Origin of the sequence: Listeria monocytogenes, from assembly GCF_041765605.1 — a bacterium.
GTDB lineage: Bacteria > Bacillota > Bacilli > Lactobacillales > Listeriaceae > Listeria > Listeria monocytogenes_D.
Window position 1 is genome coordinate 1,339,786 of the sequence record NZ_CP168900.1, and the last position, 15,691, is coordinate 1,355,476.

17 protein-coding genes are annotated in these 15,691 nt (G+C 36.3%); 9 read left to right on the forward strand and 8 right to left on the reverse strand.

What is annotated here, in order from left to right:
* Positions 1-45 precede the first annotated feature (45 nt).
* From hflX to AB2Q86_RS06955, 5 genes are all read left to right on the forward strand, one after another.
* A complete protein-coding gene (gene hflX / locus AB2Q86_RS06935; RefSeq protein WP_012581397.1) occupies positions 46-1,269 on the forward strand; it encodes a GTPase HflX in 1,224 nt (407 codons plus the stop codon).
* A complete protein-coding gene (locus AB2Q86_RS06940) occupies positions 1,262-2,488 on the forward strand; it encodes a methionine gamma-lyase family protein (RefSeq protein WP_012581396.1) in 1,227 nt (408 codons plus the stop codon). Before hflX ends, AB2Q86_RS06940 begins: the two co-directional genes overlap by 8 nt.
* 202 nt (positions 2,489-2,690) lie before the next feature.
* A complete protein-coding gene (locus tag AB2Q86_RS06945; RefSeq protein ID WP_003719570.1) occupies positions 2,691-3,059 on the forward strand; it encodes a MerR family transcriptional regulator in 369 nt (122 codons plus the stop codon).
* A 70-nt stretch (positions 3,060-3,129) separates the two neighbouring features.
* The gene (gene glnA, locus AB2Q86_RS06950) at positions 3,130-4,464 is read left to right on the forward strand and encodes a type I glutamate--ammonia ligase (RefSeq protein ID WP_003736482.1); all 1,335 of its coding nucleotides are present in this window, start codon (positions 3,130-3,132) and stop codon (positions 4,462-4,464) included.
* Between the two features lie 143 nt (positions 4,465-4,607).
* The gene (locus AB2Q86_RS06955; protein ID WP_012581394.1) at positions 4,608-5,903 is read left to right on the forward strand and encodes an arsenic transporter; all 1,296 of its coding nucleotides are present in this window, start codon (positions 4,608-4,610) and stop codon (positions 5,901-5,903) included.
* 33 nt (positions 5,904-5,936) lie between these two features.
* Here the strand turns inward: AB2Q86_RS06955 and AB2Q86_RS06960 are convergent, their stop codons facing one another.
* Together AB2Q86_RS06960 and lexA are read right to left on the reverse strand one after the other, a co-directional pair.
* Complete coding sequence (locus AB2Q86_RS06960; protein ID WP_012581393.1) at positions 5,937-6,461, reverse strand: GNAT family N-acetyltransferase; 525 nt, start codon at positions 6,459-6,461, stop codon at positions 5,937-5,939.
* A gap of 30 nt (positions 6,462-6,491) precedes the next feature.
* Positions 6,492-7,106, reverse strand: a complete 615-nt coding sequence (gene lexA, locus AB2Q86_RS06965) for a transcriptional repressor LexA (protein ID WP_003723438.1) — start codon at positions 7,104-7,106, stop codon at positions 6,492-6,494.
* Positions 7,107-7,260: 154 nt separating this feature from the next.
* Between lexA and yneA the strand changes: the two genes are divergently transcribed.
* The 4 genes from yneA (at position 7,261) to AB2Q86_RS06985 (ending at position 10,512) form a co-directional block, all read left to right on the forward strand.
* A complete protein-coding gene (yneA, locus tag AB2Q86_RS06970; RefSeq protein ID WP_003734518.1) occupies positions 7,261-7,590 on the forward strand; it encodes a cell division suppressor protein YneA in 330 nt (109 codons plus the stop codon).
* Positions 7,591-7,683: 93 nt separating this feature from the next.
* Entirely contained in the window at positions 7,684-7,911 is a 228-nt protein-coding gene (locus AB2Q86_RS06975) for a DUF896 domain-containing protein (protein WP_003729933.1), read from the forward strand.
* Positions 7,912-8,057: 146 nt separating this feature from the next.
* The gene (gene tkt / locus AB2Q86_RS06980) at positions 8,058-10,052 is read left to right on the forward strand and encodes a transketolase (protein WP_003729932.1); all 1,995 of its coding nucleotides are present in this window, start codon (positions 8,058-8,060) and stop codon (positions 10,050-10,052) included.
* Between the two features lie 220 nt (positions 10,053-10,272).
* The gene (locus tag AB2Q86_RS06985; RefSeq protein WP_003723442.1) at positions 10,273-10,512 is read left to right on the forward strand and encodes a YneF family protein; all 240 of its coding nucleotides are present in this window, start codon (positions 10,273-10,275) and stop codon (positions 10,510-10,512) included.
* Positions 10,513-10,562: 50 nt separating this feature from the next.
* On the opposite strand, the gene AB2Q86_RS06990 is transcribed toward AB2Q86_RS06985, so the two are convergent.
* Genes AB2Q86_RS06990 through AB2Q86_RS07015 form a run of 6 tightly spaced genes read right to left on the reverse strand, consistent with a single transcriptional unit; the run spans position 10,563 to position 15,545 of the window.
* A complete protein-coding gene (locus AB2Q86_RS06990) occupies positions 10,563-11,405 on the reverse strand; it encodes a DUF2785 domain-containing protein (protein ID WP_012581392.1) in 843 nt (280 codons plus the stop codon).
* Positions 11,406-11,423: 18 nt separating this feature from the next.
* On the reverse strand, positions 11,424-12,155 hold the full coding sequence (locus AB2Q86_RS06995) for a bifunctional 2-polyprenyl-6-hydroxyphenol methylase/3-demethylubiquinol 3-O-methyltransferase UbiG (RefSeq protein ID WP_012581391.1): 732 nt from the start codon (positions 12,153-12,155) through the stop codon (positions 11,424-11,426).
* A gap of 22 nt (positions 12,156-12,177) precedes the next feature.
* Positions 12,178-12,684 (reverse strand): ParB/RepB/Spo0J family partition protein, encoded by a 507-nt coding sequence (locus AB2Q86_RS07000; protein ID WP_003729929.1) that lies wholly within the window; start codon positions 12,682-12,684, stop codon positions 12,178-12,180.
* A gap of 9 nt (positions 12,685-12,693) precedes the next feature.
* A complete protein-coding gene (locus AB2Q86_RS07005) occupies positions 12,694-13,998 on the reverse strand; it encodes a phosphoadenosine phosphosulfate reductase (RefSeq protein ID WP_012581390.1) in 1,305 nt (434 codons plus the stop codon).
* The gene (locus AB2Q86_RS07010; RefSeq protein WP_014598971.1) at positions 13,988-15,193 is read right to left on the reverse strand and encodes an SNF2-related protein; all 1,206 of its coding nucleotides are present in this window, start codon (positions 15,191-15,193) and stop codon (positions 13,988-13,990) included. Before AB2Q86_RS07010 ends, AB2Q86_RS07005 begins: the two co-directional genes overlap by 11 nt.
* Complete coding sequence (locus AB2Q86_RS07015) at positions 15,171-15,545, reverse strand: hypothetical protein (protein WP_012581388.1); 375 nt, start codon at positions 15,543-15,545, stop codon at positions 15,171-15,173. The genes AB2Q86_RS07010 and AB2Q86_RS07015 overlap by 23 nt, the downstream gene beginning before the upstream one ends.
* Positions 15,546-15,691: the final 146 nt, after the last annotated feature.

The following is a 15,691-nucleotide window of genomic DNA, read 5'->3' on the forward strand; positions in this document are numbered from 1 at the left end:
AAAATATGCTACGATTAGTCTTGTCTGAAAAAGGGAGAAATGCTTGTGGAACGAGAAAAAATAATACTTGTAGGCGTAATTTTGCCAAATAAAACAGAAGAAGCTTTCTGGAATTCCATGAATGAACTACATAGCCTAGCTAAAACGGCAAACGGTGAAGTAGTAGATGAATTAATTCAAAAATTAGAACGAGTAAATCAAGCGTCGTTCATTGGTTCTGGTAAACTGGAAGAACTTGCTGCTTTAGTGGAAATGCATGAGGCAGACGTTGTTATATTTAATAGTGAACTTAGTGCGACGCAGGTACGCAATATTTCTAAGGTAGTTGAGGCGCGAATAATTGACCGAACACAATTAATCCTAGACATTTTTGCCATGCGCGCAAAATCCAAAGAAGGAAAACTGCAAGTCGCATATGCGCAATATAAATATCTTTTGCCAAGGCTTAGTGGACAAGGTGTTTCCTTATCAAAACTTGGAGGAGGTATCGGTTCAAGAGGGCCTGGTGAATCCAAACTAGAAATGGACAAACGTCATATTCGCGAAAAAATGCATGATATTAAAGCGCAATTAAGACATGTCGAACAGCATCGCAAACGAATCATTGAACGAAGAAATACACAATCCGTTTTTCGGTTTGGTTTAATCGGTTATACAAACGCTGGGAAATCAACTATTTTCAACCGTTTAACGAATGAAACGACATTACAAGAAGATAAATTATTTGCAACGCTTGACCCAACCACACGAAAAATTCGTTTTTCGGGTGGATTTCAAGCGCTTTTGACAGATACAGTAGGTTTTATTCAAGATTTGCCAACAACTTTGATTGCAGCGTTTCGCTCTACTTTAGAGGAAACTGCCAACGTAGATGTGTTAATTCATGTAGTTGATGCATCAAATCCAGACTATTTGCAACACGAAACAACGGTACTTTCTTTATTAGAGGAACTGGAAATGAACCATCTGCCAACGTTGGTCATTTACAATAAAATGGATCAGGCACCAGCCACGTTTGTACCCGATCAACCAGAAAATTTGCTTATATCAGCTTTAGATCAAGAGGCTCCAGATACGATTAAACAGCGAATGATACAATTAATTGAAAAAAATTGGACTTTCTTTACACTAGAACTTTCAGAGGAAAAAGGAAAAGAATTAGCGCAAATAAAGCAACAAGCATGGGTAACGAAACTAGAATATATTGAAAGTAAACAGAGTTACCACATAGAGGGGTACAAACCGAGAAAGGAGCTAAATAATGAATAATATTCAAGCGATACGAAAAAAAGTGGAAACACAAATTGACGATTTGCAAAATAAAACAGACGAAATTGCTGAATTTAATCAAGCGAAAGTTTTAGATGCGTTTCAAGAGAATAAAGTAAGTGATTTTCATTTTCATCCTTCCACTGGGTATGGTTATGATGATGAAGGTAGAGATACATTAGAACGTGTATATGCGACTGTATTTAAGACAGAGGCGGCCCTAGTTCGCCCACAAATAATTTCAGGAACACATGCAATTTCAACCGTATTATTTGGTATCCTTCGTCCGGACGATGAATTACTTTATATTACTGGTCAACCTTATGATACATTAGAAGAAATTGTAGGTGTGCGAAATCAAGGACAAGGATCTTTAAAAGATTTTCATATTGGTTATAGCTCTGTACCGCTTCTGGGAAATGGTGATGTAGACTTTCCGAGAATAGCGGAAAAAATGACGCCAAAAACAAAGATGATTGGAATTCAGCGTTCACGAGGTTATGCGGATAGACCTTCTTTTACAATAGAAAAGATTAAAGAAATGATTGTGTTTGTAAAAAATATCAATCCGGAAGTAATTATTTTTGTAGATAATTGTTACGGAGAATTCGCGGAATATCAGGAGCCGCCAGAAGTTGGAGCAGATATTATCGCGGGTTCATTAATCAAAAATCCTGGTGGTGGCTTAGCGAAAACAGGCGGTTATATTGCAGGAAAAGAAGCATTAGTAGATTTATGTGGTTATCGCTTAACTACACCTGGAATTGGCAGAGAAGCAGGTGCATCACTCTATAGTTTATTAGAAATGTATCAAGGTTTCTTTTTAGCTCCCCATGTGACAGCTCAGGCAATTAAAGGAGCAAGATTCACGGCTGCCATGCTTGCGGAGTTTGGTATAGAAGCTGACCCAGTTTGGGATGCGCCAAGAACGGATTTAATTCAAAGTGTTTCCTTCCATAACAAAGAGAAGATGGTTGCATTTGCGCAAGCTATTCAAGCAGCCTCGCCGGTTAATGCGCATGTTTTGCCAATCGGTGCATATATGCCAGGTTATGAAGATGACGTGATAATGGCAGCTGGGACATTTATACAAGGCGCGAGTTTAGAACTAACAGCAGATGGGCCTATTAGAGAACCCTATCAACTCTATGTTCAAGGCGGTTTGACCTATGAACACATCAAAATTGCAGTTACTAGAGCAATCCAAAAAATATTATAAAAAAGTAACATTTATTTGCAAAAAAATATTTTTAATTTTTACCGCGATGGTTTTAATCGCGGTTTTTTTATGTGGAATGCATTGGTATACAACGGATTAAGCTGTATGTTAGATTATCTTACATAAATTTGACAAAACATCTGACGTACATTATAATGCTACTATCATCAAAAAAATAATTATGTTTTGAGGGGGAATTGTCGTGAGTGAAAAGGAAATCCGGAGATCGATGCCGCTGTTTCCAATTGGGCCTGTGATGAAGCTAACTGATCTCACCGCTAGACAAATTCGCTACTATGAAGACCAAGGATTAATCCATCCGGCACGAAATCAAGGAAATCACCGTTTGTATTCACTCCAAGACATTGATGTTTTGCTAGAGATAAAAGATTATTTGAATGATGGTCTGAATATTGCGGGAATTAAGAAAATGTATCAAATGCAGCAAAAAGAATCCAAAGAACCTTTGACAGATGATGATGTACGCAAAATACTTAGAAAAGAAATGCAACAAGCTGGCCGTTTTGTAAAGCAAGATGCGACAGGGAAACAACAATTACCAAGGTTTTAAAAAGACAAGAAGAGGTATTTACTTTATTTAGAAGTTAATATAATTAGATTATTTAGGAGGAATTTAGATTATGGCAAAATATACAAAAGAAGACATTTTCCGCTTCGCAGATGAACAAAATGTAAAATTTATTCGTTTACAGTTCACGGATATCCTAGGGATTATTAAGAATGTGGAAATTCCTGTTAGCCAACTAAAGAAAGCACTAGATAACAAAATCATGTTTGATGGTTCCTCCATTGAAGGCTTCGTACGAATTGAAGAGTCTGATATGTATTTATTCCCAGATTTAGACACTTGGGTGGTATTCCCATGGACAGCTGAAAAAGGAAAAGTTGCAAGAATGATCTGTGATATTTATAATCCTGACATGACTCCTTTTGCTGGAGACCCACGTGCTAACTTAAAACGTGTACTTAAAGAAATGGAAGAACTAGGTTTCACAGAGTTCAACTTAGGACCTGAGCCAGAATTTTTCCTATTCAAATTAGATGAAAATCGTCGTCCGACACTTGAACTAAATGATAGTGGTGGTTACTTCGATTTAGCACCAACCGACTTAGGTGAAAACTGTCGTCGTGATATCGTGCTTGAATTAGAAGAAATGGGCTTTGAAATCGAAGCGTCTCACCATGAAGTAGCACCAGGACAACACGAAATTGACTTTAAATATGAAGATGCAATTACAGCGTGTGACAGCATCCAAACATTTAAGCTTGTTGTTAAAACAATTGCTCGTAAACATGGTCTGCACGCAACATTTATGCCGAAACCACTTTTTGGTGTCAATGGTTCCGGAATGCATTTCAATATGTCACTATTTAATGAAAAAGGAAATGCTTTCTTCGATGAAAGTGGTGAACTTGAATTAAGTCAAACTGCTTATCATTTCTTAGCTGGGATGTTAAAACATGCTCGTGGATATACGGCTGTTACAAACCCAACAATCAACTCATTCAAACGTTTAGTTCCTGGTTATGAAGCACCTTGTTACATCGCTTGGTCAGGTAAAAACCGTAGCCCGCTTGTACGTGTTCCGAGCTCTCGTGGACTAAGTACTCGTCTAGAATTACGTAGTGTTGATCCATCAGCTAACCCATATTTAGCAATGGCTGTGTTACTAAAAGCTGGTTTATCAGGAATTAAAGATGAATTAACTCCTCCAGCACCAGTTGATCGTAACATCTACGGAATGAACGAAGAAGAACGTGAAGCAACTGGGATTTATGATCTTCCAGAAAGCTTAGGTCACGCTCTGATCGAACTTGAAAAAGATGAAATTATCAAAGATGGTTTAGGTGAACACATTTTTGAACACTTTATTGAAGCGAAAACAATTGAGTGTGATATGTTCCGTACAGCGGTTCATCCGTGGGAACGCGAACAATATCTTGAAATTTATTAATAGTCAAAAGCACGTTTCCTATAAATGGAAACGTGCTTTTTTATTGGAAAATCGGTTTCAAATGTTTGATGTTTGGCAAATAGAGGCATATATTTAAAAATGTGCTAGTGAAAGGGAGGTTTTCATTAGAGAAAGGGGAAGAAATGCAGATTACTTTAGCTATTTTAGTATTTGCCTTCACGTTATTTTTGGTGATTTGGCAACCAAGAAAATTATCAATCGGATGGTCAGCTTGTGGAGGTGCGATAATTGCCTTATTACTTGGCGTCGTCACTTTATCAGATGTCGCAACAGTTACAGGAATTGTTTGGAATGCGACGCTCGCTTTTATTGCTATTATAATTATTTCATTGATTTTAGATAAAATTGGCTTTTTTGAGTGGGCGGCTTTACATATGGCGCGATTAGCAAGAGGTAATGGCTTATTAATGTTCATTCTTATTTCTATTTTGGGAGCTTTCGTTGCTGCGTTGTTTGCTAATGACGGGGCGGCGCTAATTTTGACACCAATTGTTCTAGCGATGGTGCGAGCGCTGAATTTTGATGAGAAAAAGGTATTTCCATTTATTATTGCTAGCGGTTTTATAGCGGATACGACGTCCTTACCGCTCGTAGTTAGTAATTTAGTCAATATAGTTTCGGCTGATTTTTTCGGTATTAGTTTTTCGCAGTATGCGCTTATTATGTGGATTCCAACGGTTTTCTCTTTAGTTGCGAGTATTTTAATCTTATATTTTTATTTTCGGAAAGCATTACCTAAAAAATATGATACGCGAGTGATTCGAGAGCCGGCTTCTGCAATTAAAGATAAAAAGATGTTTCGTGTTTCTTGGGGAATACTTATCATCCTTGTAGCAGGCTATTTTTTGAGTAGTTTTTTAGACATTCCAGTGTCATTTATTGCCTTGCTAGTTGCTGTTATCTTTTTGTTAGTCAGTGCAAAAAGTCATGCCGTCTCGACAAAAGCTATTTTAAAAGGAGCACCTTGGAATATTGTGTTTTTCTCGGTTGGTATGTATGTAGTTGTATATGGTTTGCAAAATGTCGGTATCACAAAATTATTATCAGAAGCAATTACATATGTTGCGCACTTTGGATTATTTGCGGGAACAGTTGGAATGGGATTTATTGCTGCAATACTGTCTTCTGTCATGAATAATTTGCCAACAGTAATGATAAACGCACTTGCAATCGATCATACGTCATTTACAGGCGTGATGAAAGAAGCGTTAGTCTATGCAAATGTCATTGGTTCTGATTTAGGTCCGAAAATAACACCAATTGGCTCGCTAGCAACTTTACTTTGGCTACATGTTCTAGCGCAGAAAGGGATAAAGATAAGCTGGGGCTCTTATTTCAAAATTGGCATTGTGATTACTATTCCAGTTTTATTCATAACGCTCGTCGGACTATATTTTTCACTACTTATTTGGAATTAAAACCCCCTGTACCAGAATGTACAGGGGGTTTTATTATGCCTTCTTATAAAGAACATGGGGCTTTAGTGGATCGCCATTTACTAAAGCGGGATGTTCAAAAGTAGCTATTTTTGTTAAATGGATTTTTTTCATGACATTTTCTGAAGGTTTATTGAGTACGGCGGTAAAACTGTATATTTCGTTAATAGTGTTGATTTCTTCAGCAAATGCTAACGCGCCAAGTGCGGCTTCAGTGGCATAGCCTTGGTTCCAAGCGCTAAGTTTTAATCGCCAACCTATCTCCGTGCAAGGAGTGAATGTAGCTTCAAAAGTAGCCTCATGAAATCCAGTAAAACCGATGAATTCGCCCGTTGATTTAACTTCAATGGCAAAGAGGCCATATCCAAGTGACTTTAGTTCTTCTTGAATCCTATCAAGAAATGCATTACTTTCGTTTTGAGTTAATCTGGCTGGGAAGTATTTCATTACTTGCTCATCTGCATTCATTTGACTAAAAGGAAGATAATCACTTGCTAAATAATCTCTTGCAATAAGCCGTTCAGTTTCAAAATAAATCATGTTCTCAACCACCTGTTCAAACGAATAAAATTAGCGAATATCTCGATAAAGTCCGATTACTTTTCCTAGAATCGTTACGTTGTTTAAAAGGATAGGTTCCAAAGCATCGTTTTCGGGTTGTAATCTAAAATGATTAGCTTCTTTGTAGAATCGTTTACATGTAGCTTCATTTTCATCTGTCATCGCTACAACGATTTCGCCATTGATTGCAGAACTTTGTTGTCTAACGATTACTTTATCGCCATCAAGGATTCCGGCATTAATCATACTTTCGCCGTCGATTTCTAACATGAAGACATTGGTTTCGCCAGCTGCCATGTATTCTGGTAGTGGGAAATATTCATCAATGTTCTCAATTGCAGTGATGGGCATTCCAGCGGTTACTTTCCCGATAATAGGAATATTTACAACGTTGGGTGTCTCTGCTTCGTCTTCTAAAGATAATATTTCAATCGCACGAGGCTTTGTTGGGTCCCGTCTAATTAAGCCTTTACCTTCAAGGCGAGCAAGATGTCCATGAACAGTAGAGCTGGAAGCAAGGCCAACTGCTTCACCGATTTCGCGGACGGAAGGCGGATAACCTTTTTCTTTTACTTCTGATTTTATAAATTCATATATATCTTGTTGGCGTTTAGATATTTTCATGGTTTCACCTCATTGATTTAATGGTTATTTTATAATTCAAGTATAGCAAAAGAAAAACCAATATGCAAACAAAGGTTCGTTTTTTATTGACATATGCGAACGGTTGTTCTATAATATAGAAAAGCGAACATACATTCTTTTGGAGGGATTATTAATGACTATGAAATTAATTTGGGATAAATTTTATGTTTCTATTATATTTGTACTTACTTGCATCGTATTAGGAATCATTTTAATGTGTACTGTAGTTGGCGGGGGAAACGACTATTCAGAAGTGAATGTAAGTGAAGGGGATTCTTTATGGGCATTAGCAGATCAATATGCAGGTAAAAGTGATATGGCAAAAGCAGATTTTGTTAGCTGGGTAGAAAAAGAAAATAATTTAGCTGACGGTCATGTGGAAGCAGGAGAATCAGTAGTTATTCCTGTACACAAAACAAAATTAATAAAGAGTGATAGTACGATTCAACTAGCAAACCAGTAAGGTCGATTTAGTGACCGTTTATGATATAATATTAGAAAGTAGCGATTATGCTGCTTTCTTATTTTTATTCTATAGAAGAAAAGGAGAATAACGATGCTAGAAAAAGCTAAAATAGATCGTATTAATGAGCTTTCTAAAAAGAAAAAAGCCGGAACATTAACTGCCGCAGAAAAAGTGGAGCAAGATAAATTACGAAAAGAATATATAAAATCTTTCCGTACGCATATGAAAGGGACAATTGAAAATACAACGATTATTGACCCTAACGGAAAAGATGTAACTCCGCATAAAGTGAAACAACTTAGAAAAAATAAGCACTAATAATTAGTACCAAATAAACATTAATGAGCAAATGAACAAAAATACCAATCAATTAAGCAATTTAAAGCAATTATTAGTTGTGTTAATTGCTTTTTAGGCTTATTATTAAAAGTAGTTAAAATTATATTGAAGAGAGGATGTTTCATTTGTTCGATAACACAGATAGTTTAGCAGTGAATACAATTCGTACATTATCAATGGACGCAATTCAAAAAGCAAATTCTGGTCATCCAGGATTACCAATGGGAGCAGCACCAATGGCTTACGCACTTTGGTCGCGTGTTTTAAATACTAACCCTAAGAATTCACATTGGTTTAACCGAGATCGTTTTGTACTTTCTGCTGGGCATGGCTCAATGCTTTTATATAGTTTATTACACTTAAGTGGGTTCAAATTAGAATTAGAAGATCTTAAAAATTTCCGTCAATGGGAAAGTAAAACTCCAGGTCACCCGGAATATCGTTATACAGACGGTGTAGACGCAACTACTGGTCCGCTTGGTCAAGGTATTGCGATGGCTGTTGGTATGGCTATGGCAGAAAGACATTTAGAAGCGAAATATAATAAAGATGGTTTCCCAGTGGTGGATCATTATACTTACGCACTATGCGGAGATGGTGACTTAATGGAAGGTGTTGCTTCAGAAGCGGCTTCTTATGCAGGTCATCAACAATTAGGAAGATTAGTTGTTCTCTATGATTCCAATGATATCTCTCTTGATGGTGATTTAGACAAATCTTTCTCTGAAAATGTAAAACAACGCTTTGAAGCTTATGGCTGGGAACATTTATTAGTAAAAGACGGTAATGATACAGCTGAAATTTTAGCTGCAATCGAAAAAGCGAAACAAAACACTTCTCAACCTACTATGATCGAAGTGAAAACTGTTATCGGTTTTGGTGCTCCAAATGCCGGTACAAGTAAAGTTCACGGTGCTCCACTAGGCGATGAAGGTATTTTAGAAGCGAAAAAAGCTTATGGTTGGAACTACGAAGAGAAATTCTTTGTTCCTGAAGAAGTTACTGCTCGCTTTAAAGAAACAATTGGCGAACGTGGTGAAAAAGCAGAAACAGCTTGGAATGAGCTATTTGCTTCCTATAAAGCAGAATATCCAGAGCTTGCTAAACAATTAGAAGATAGCTTGAACAATAAGTTACCAGCTGATTGGGATGAGGATCTTCCAGTATATGATGAATCGAAAGCACTTGCTAGTCGTGCTTCAAGTGGAGAAGTAATCAATGCGTTAGCTGGGAAAATCCCAACAATCTTTGGTGGATCTGCTGACCTTGCAGGTTCGAATAATACAACAATTAAAACAGACGGTGAATTTACAAAAGCGACTCCAGCTGAAAGAAACATTTGGTTTGGCGTTCGTGAATTTGCGATGGGTGCTGCATTAAATGGTATGGCGCTTCACGGCGGATTACAAGTATACGGCGGAACATTCTTCGTATTCTCTGATTATGTACGTGCTGCCATTCGTTTATCTGCCATTCAACATTTACCTGTAACATACGTAATGACGCATGATAGTATTGCTGTAGGGGAAGATGGCCCAACGCATGAGCCAATCGAACAACTTGCAAGCTTACGTGCAATGCCAGGGCTTTCTGTCATTCGTCCTGCTGATGGAAATGAAGTAGTGGAAGCATGGAAACTTGCTATCACTTCTACATCTACACCACATGTACTTGTTCTTACTCGTCAAGGCCTACCAACACTACCAAATTCTGCTAAATTAACTGCAGAAGGCGTTAAGAAAGGTGCTTACGTAATTTCACCTGCAAAAGGAGAAGTACCGGAAGCGATCATTCTTGCGAGTGGTTCTGAAGTTAACTTAGCTATCGAAGCGCAAAAAGAACTTCAAGCTCAAGGAACGGATGTATCAGTTGTCAGTGTGCCATCATTTGATCTATTCGAGCAACAATCTGCGGAGTACAAAGAAAGTGTATTACCGAATGCTGTTAGAAAACGTGTAGCAGTAGAGATGGGCGCTAGCTTTGGATGGGAACGTTATGTTGGTTTAGATGGTAAAGTTATCGGAATCGACAAATTTGGTGCTTCTGCTCCAGGTGAAACAGTTATTAAAAATTATGGCTTTACTGTAGAGAACGTCGTTAATACAGTAAAATCACTTTAATTAAACAAACAGACCGTTGCTAGTTTTTCTAGAGCGGTCTGTTTTTTTATGCTTTTTTTAGATTGCGCAGTGGTGCCATTAATGTTATAATTACGAGGTTGTTTGCAACTTTTATTGATAAATTAATCAAGATGATATGTTTTCTTGAAAAGTATTGTCTGTTTAATATAAATCAAGTACAATAAAAGAGGATTTTGTTTCAAGGAGGAGAAAAGAGACTATGTGGATTTACATTCTTGTCGGCATTATTTGTTTACTAGCTGGTCTTGCGGGAGGATTCTTTATTGCAAGACGTTACATGATGAGCTATTTAAAAAACAATCCGCCAATTAACGAACAAATGTTACAAATGATGATGGCGCAAATGGGTCAAAAACCATCACAAAAGAAAATCAATCAAATGATGAGTGCGATGAACAAACAGCAAGAAAAAGAAAAACCGAAAAAAGCTAAGAAATAATCTTTTAACAAGAGTAAAACCCTTTAAAATTAGTTTGTAAAAAGCTAATTTTAAAGGGTTTTTTTATTAGTAGCATTATCATCATTTTTTCTTATATAGCGAGTTACAATAGGAAATAAATTAAAATCTACATCATAATTTAAAACAGTTAATTTTATTAGAAGTGTTTGAGTAAACTGTTTAATATTTATAAGAGGTATTTCTGGAAGATGATTTGGAATTGTTTCTGAAAGGGAATTTAACCAGTTTTTTACTTCTTCGATATTTATTTTTTGCTCAAAAAGGGCTGTTATTAATATATTACTCAGGCGTTCATCTTCTTCGCCAGTTAGTATGTTAGGGTTGGTCTTATAAAAAAACGTAATTGCAGTCATTATTTTTTTTACGTCTATTTCACTAATTGTACTTTGGTAAATTAGTTCGTCTAGAGAATCTGCTGTATGGGCGATGCAATGTGCCCAACCTTTTTCTTCAATAAAAGAATGCGTATTTTTTTCTTTTTCTAGTAGCTCAATAAGTAAATTCAAAGTTTTTCTAATTTCATTATCAGTTAAGAAATTATGAACCTTATTATTTTCTAGTAATAATGCAATAATTAATGCTAAAAATGAGCGTTGAAATACTGCATCTGAGTCAATAATGTTAATCTTGAATAGTAAATTATTCTTATTGACTGCGTAATTATAAATTCTCCTTTTTTGATCTGTAGTTAAATTATCTTGACCAACAAACCATTCGAAAAAAATGTTGTAAGCAATATTATCTCTCAATTCACTATCAACGGAAGAAAGATAGGACAACATAGTATCAATTATTTCATTAGATGCGTCTGGGTCTTTAGGTAAGATATAATTATTTTGTTTTAATATGTTGAATAAATTAGAATCATGCACAATACTACCAACTTTCTTTTAGTTTTTAGTTGCAGATATTAGCAGCATCATTGGTCGGCGGTATTCATCTTGCATTTCGGATAACGCTTTTAATTCGGGAGCTGGTTCGGGTTCGATTACGCTATTAATTCGGAAGCCGTTTTGTAGTAATGTTTGGATGTAAGTGGTAAGCGTACGATGATATTTTTGGACGTCCTCTCCTAGGAAGTGACTTGTGCGCACAGATTCATTGAAGTAACGGTCGACGGGCCAGTGCAACTTATTCCCGGCTTCATCGGTATACCAATCTTGACGTCCGTCTGCTGTAAATACTGGATGCTCTACGGAAAAAATGAAAGAGCCGCCTGATTTTAAATTAGCACGGACTTTCTGACAGATTTCGTCAAAGGAAGCTACGTAATGGAGTGCCAGTGAGCTTAAAACAACATCGTAGGTTTCTGGCTCTAAATCTATATCTTCTATGGCTTTTTGCTCGTAATGAACTACCGGGGAGGTTGTTTTTTGTTTGGCTTCAGCAAGCATTCGTTTGGATAAATCGATTCCAAGCACTTTTTGTGCGCCATGATCAGCGGCATAAATGCAGTGCCAACCAAATCCACAACCTAAATCAAGGACTACTTTTTGGTGGAAATCAGGGAGTAGCTTTTTAAATTCATGCCATTCACCGGCTGCTTTTAATCCTTCTTTGGAGCGGGGCATTTGGCTATATTGTTCAAAAAAATGTTTGTCATCATATTTATTTTCTTTCATTTCTTATTCCTCTTTTCATCAATTAATCAGATGCATGACTAAATTCTTTTTCTAAGAAGAGGTGAGCAAGTCCGCTCACTTGTTTTAAGCGTAAGATTTCGTTGGCATCCATTCCAATGTTTTTCATGATCCAGCTATCGGACATTCCACTATCGACAAGTTCACTAACAATGTTGGACATTAATTCTACGTTATGGAATCCACGTGCGCGATTATGACGTATGGTAGAGGCCATTCGATTCACGGTATCTTTTTCGAGAATGACAACTGGCAGGTATTCGTTTTCTCGTTCGCGAATTCGTTTGGAGGTGGTCATGATTGTGTAACGGTGGAACCCGTCTATTATTTCATATTTATCGCTGCCTTCCAAGGGATAACAAACAATGGGTTGCGTAAATCCATCTTCCCAAATTGATTTTTCAAGCAATTTGAGTTCAAGTGCGGGGACTGTGTTCGGATTATAATTATTTGCTTGTAGTTTTGTGTAGTGGATTGGAGTGACGCTATATACTGGGCTTTTGTAATTCATTATTTCACCTCATAAAATATTATTATATTTCTCTAATGCGTTTTTTCGCTTCTCTAGTTCTAATTTCGTTTGACCGAATCCCATATATTTACATGTATAATCATTTTTCAAAATGGCGATACACATCCGTTTGTAAGTAGGGACGCTTGCGAATTCTTTAATTTTCAAATCGTCTGGATATTCTTTAAAGCGAACGATTTCCATCGGATTGGTATAAACACGGTTGTTTTGTGGTTTACCAAGGAAATCTGCTTGGACATCTAAATTTTTCAATTCCTCGACGGTTTCTACTTTTAAAGCACCGCCTTTTTCGGTCCAGTATGTAATGCTCGTTTTGAATTTTTTTAAATAGCGTTCTCTCGTGTAGCTTGGCAAAGTCGTGAGTAGAAACTCTAAATACGATTTCCACGTATGGTTTTTTGGCAATTTAATTTCTTTCCAAGCCATTGCGGAGGTACCGCCGTATATTGCTGTGAAATTGGCGCCGTTCACACGACCGACTAGTTTGGACCAAAGAGCGGGTTCGATAACACGATATAATTTAAGACTTTCTGTAGCAGAATCGTTAAAAGGGCTTGCAACGCGCATATCGTGCACAGTTAGACCAGCATGATAGAATAAATCATAAATTTTATTATAGGACCAATGGAACTTAGCGTTAGCAATCCAAATATCTTCTACTCGCCAGTCATGGATAGGATAGGCATTATAGATGTTTTTGGAAATTTCAGTTGTCCAATTGTACTTTTTATACATTCGTTCTTTTTTGTGAATCGCGTTATAACGATTAAGAGATTCTTGTTGTCTTATGCCTATTAAAGCAATCGTTTTTTTGGCGTTATTTTTAGTATGTAGCCAGTGAATGATTTTTTTATTAAATTCGTAATCCCAAAGATTTTCAAAATCAAAGTCGAAAGGGGCATTATCTTCATTGATGACGGATGGAAAGGAGGGCATATCTCTAACCCAAATGTCTCGTTTGGACTTTTCCCAAGGTTTCCAGTGGTCGGTAAACATCGAAACGGCGGATTGAGCGGCGATTGGCAGACAGCACCAAAGCGGCTCAATAATATCTAAATTACTGGTTAACATTTCGGTAACGAAGTCAGTTGTAGCGCTGTACTGACCTTCGTAGTCTAAATGATACACGTAGATTTTCTTTTGAATATTATTTTTCCGCATGTAATCAATCATGAGATGAAGCATTACTGCACTATCTTTACCGCCTGAAAAAGAAACGATAATATTGTCAAATTCGGAAAAAATTACTTCCATTCGTTCTTGGGAAGCATCAAAGACTGTTCTAGAAAGCATCCATTATCACCTCAAAAGAATTTTTTTGTGAGAGCTCTTTTTTGAATTCTTGCAATAGGTTGGTTTTCTTAGAAATATTTACATCAATAAGAGAATCAAGCCCGACGTTGCCACTTAAATCATGGTAGTAGCAGTCTTGCGTTTGCCCAGTCCGGTAAATACGCCTTTCTGATTGATCGCGCTGAGAATAATCAAACGTTTTATCAAAGTAAATAATTTGATTATAAAATTGCAAATTGAGTCCGTAAGAAGATTTAGCAAAAGTTGTAATTTTTACATTAGGAAATGCTTTTTGTAGTGCTTCTTCAGATCGTTTATATTTACAGAAAATAATCGTCGTTTCTTCTTTTCCGGCGACTAACGATTCGGTAATAGTAAATTTTTCAGAGGAGAGACAGTAACAGTGTTGCATCACTTGAGACATTTCTAAAAAATTAATATTGATGGTGTAGGCAGCCGCTTTTTGGAGATAGTCTTCTTTTATTTCATAATATTGCTTTAAAAGTTCCTCATCAATTGAAAAATCATGACGAATATAATGCCACTTAACGGCTATTTCATGCGAAGAAGTAAAAATAAAAGGTGTGATTAATTTATATAAGTACTCTAAATTATGATACTTTTTGATGATGTCCATTGACTGTTGCTTGCTTTGGGTTAGTTGTGTAATTGTTACGTATTCACAAAACGTCTTTTTAAACTGCGAAAAACTTAGATTTAATATTTTAGGAGATAAAAACTCTAGTTGAGACCAAAGATCTAAAATATTTCGGCTAAGCGGTGTGCCATTCATAATTAATTTGTAGGTAGCTAGTCGTGAAAGTTTGATTGCTCGCTGCGTTCGAAGGGCATGGACGTTTTTAATTTTTAAGCTTTCATCCATAATAATGTAGCTATTGTTTGAGTTTTTAAGTTTGTCACGACAGTAGAGGTATAGACGATCTGAGTTGGAAAGGGATTCAATGCCGATGATTTCTTGTGGGAATTTATAACCCCATTTGTTTATTTCTGCTTCGAGATTTGCTTTTGTTTGAAAAGGAGTAATCCATAACACATAATCTGGTTTTGCATCATTGATTAATTCACATGCTACCCGCGTCTTCCCGCTACCCGGTTTCATAAACAGAGCACCGACTTTATATTTTTTGAGCTTTATTAATGCTTGTTGCTGGCTATCTAATAAGGTCATTTTCAATTATCACATCTTTTTCTATTTTTTTAGGGACATGTGTACGTACTTTGATAATGCAATCGTTTACTTTTTTTGTATGAAAAAACTGCATTATTTCGTCACTTTCATGTTTAAAGGTATGTATCATTTTGGCTGTACTTAGTTCTTTTTTTTCTGTATGTTTTTTTAGAAAGAAGTTCCACGTATCTGGGAAATAAAAATAGCTGTATTCAGATGTGAGTGAAAACACCATTTTTTTAGGCAGTAAGAAAAAATAACCTTGATATTCACTTTCTGAGGGCATTTCAATAATTGTTTGCTTATCCCATTGTTCAATTCGTTCACTATATGTATATATTTTGTGCCATTTTACCATTTATATCTAATACTCCTATGCGTTTTGTCTTTTTCGTTCATTTTTAACTATTTATGCGTTTATTTTATCACAAATAATGTTAAAGTAGCGGATAAAACTATTTAGAATCGGTGGAAAATTAGTATTAACAATAAAAATTATCTTAA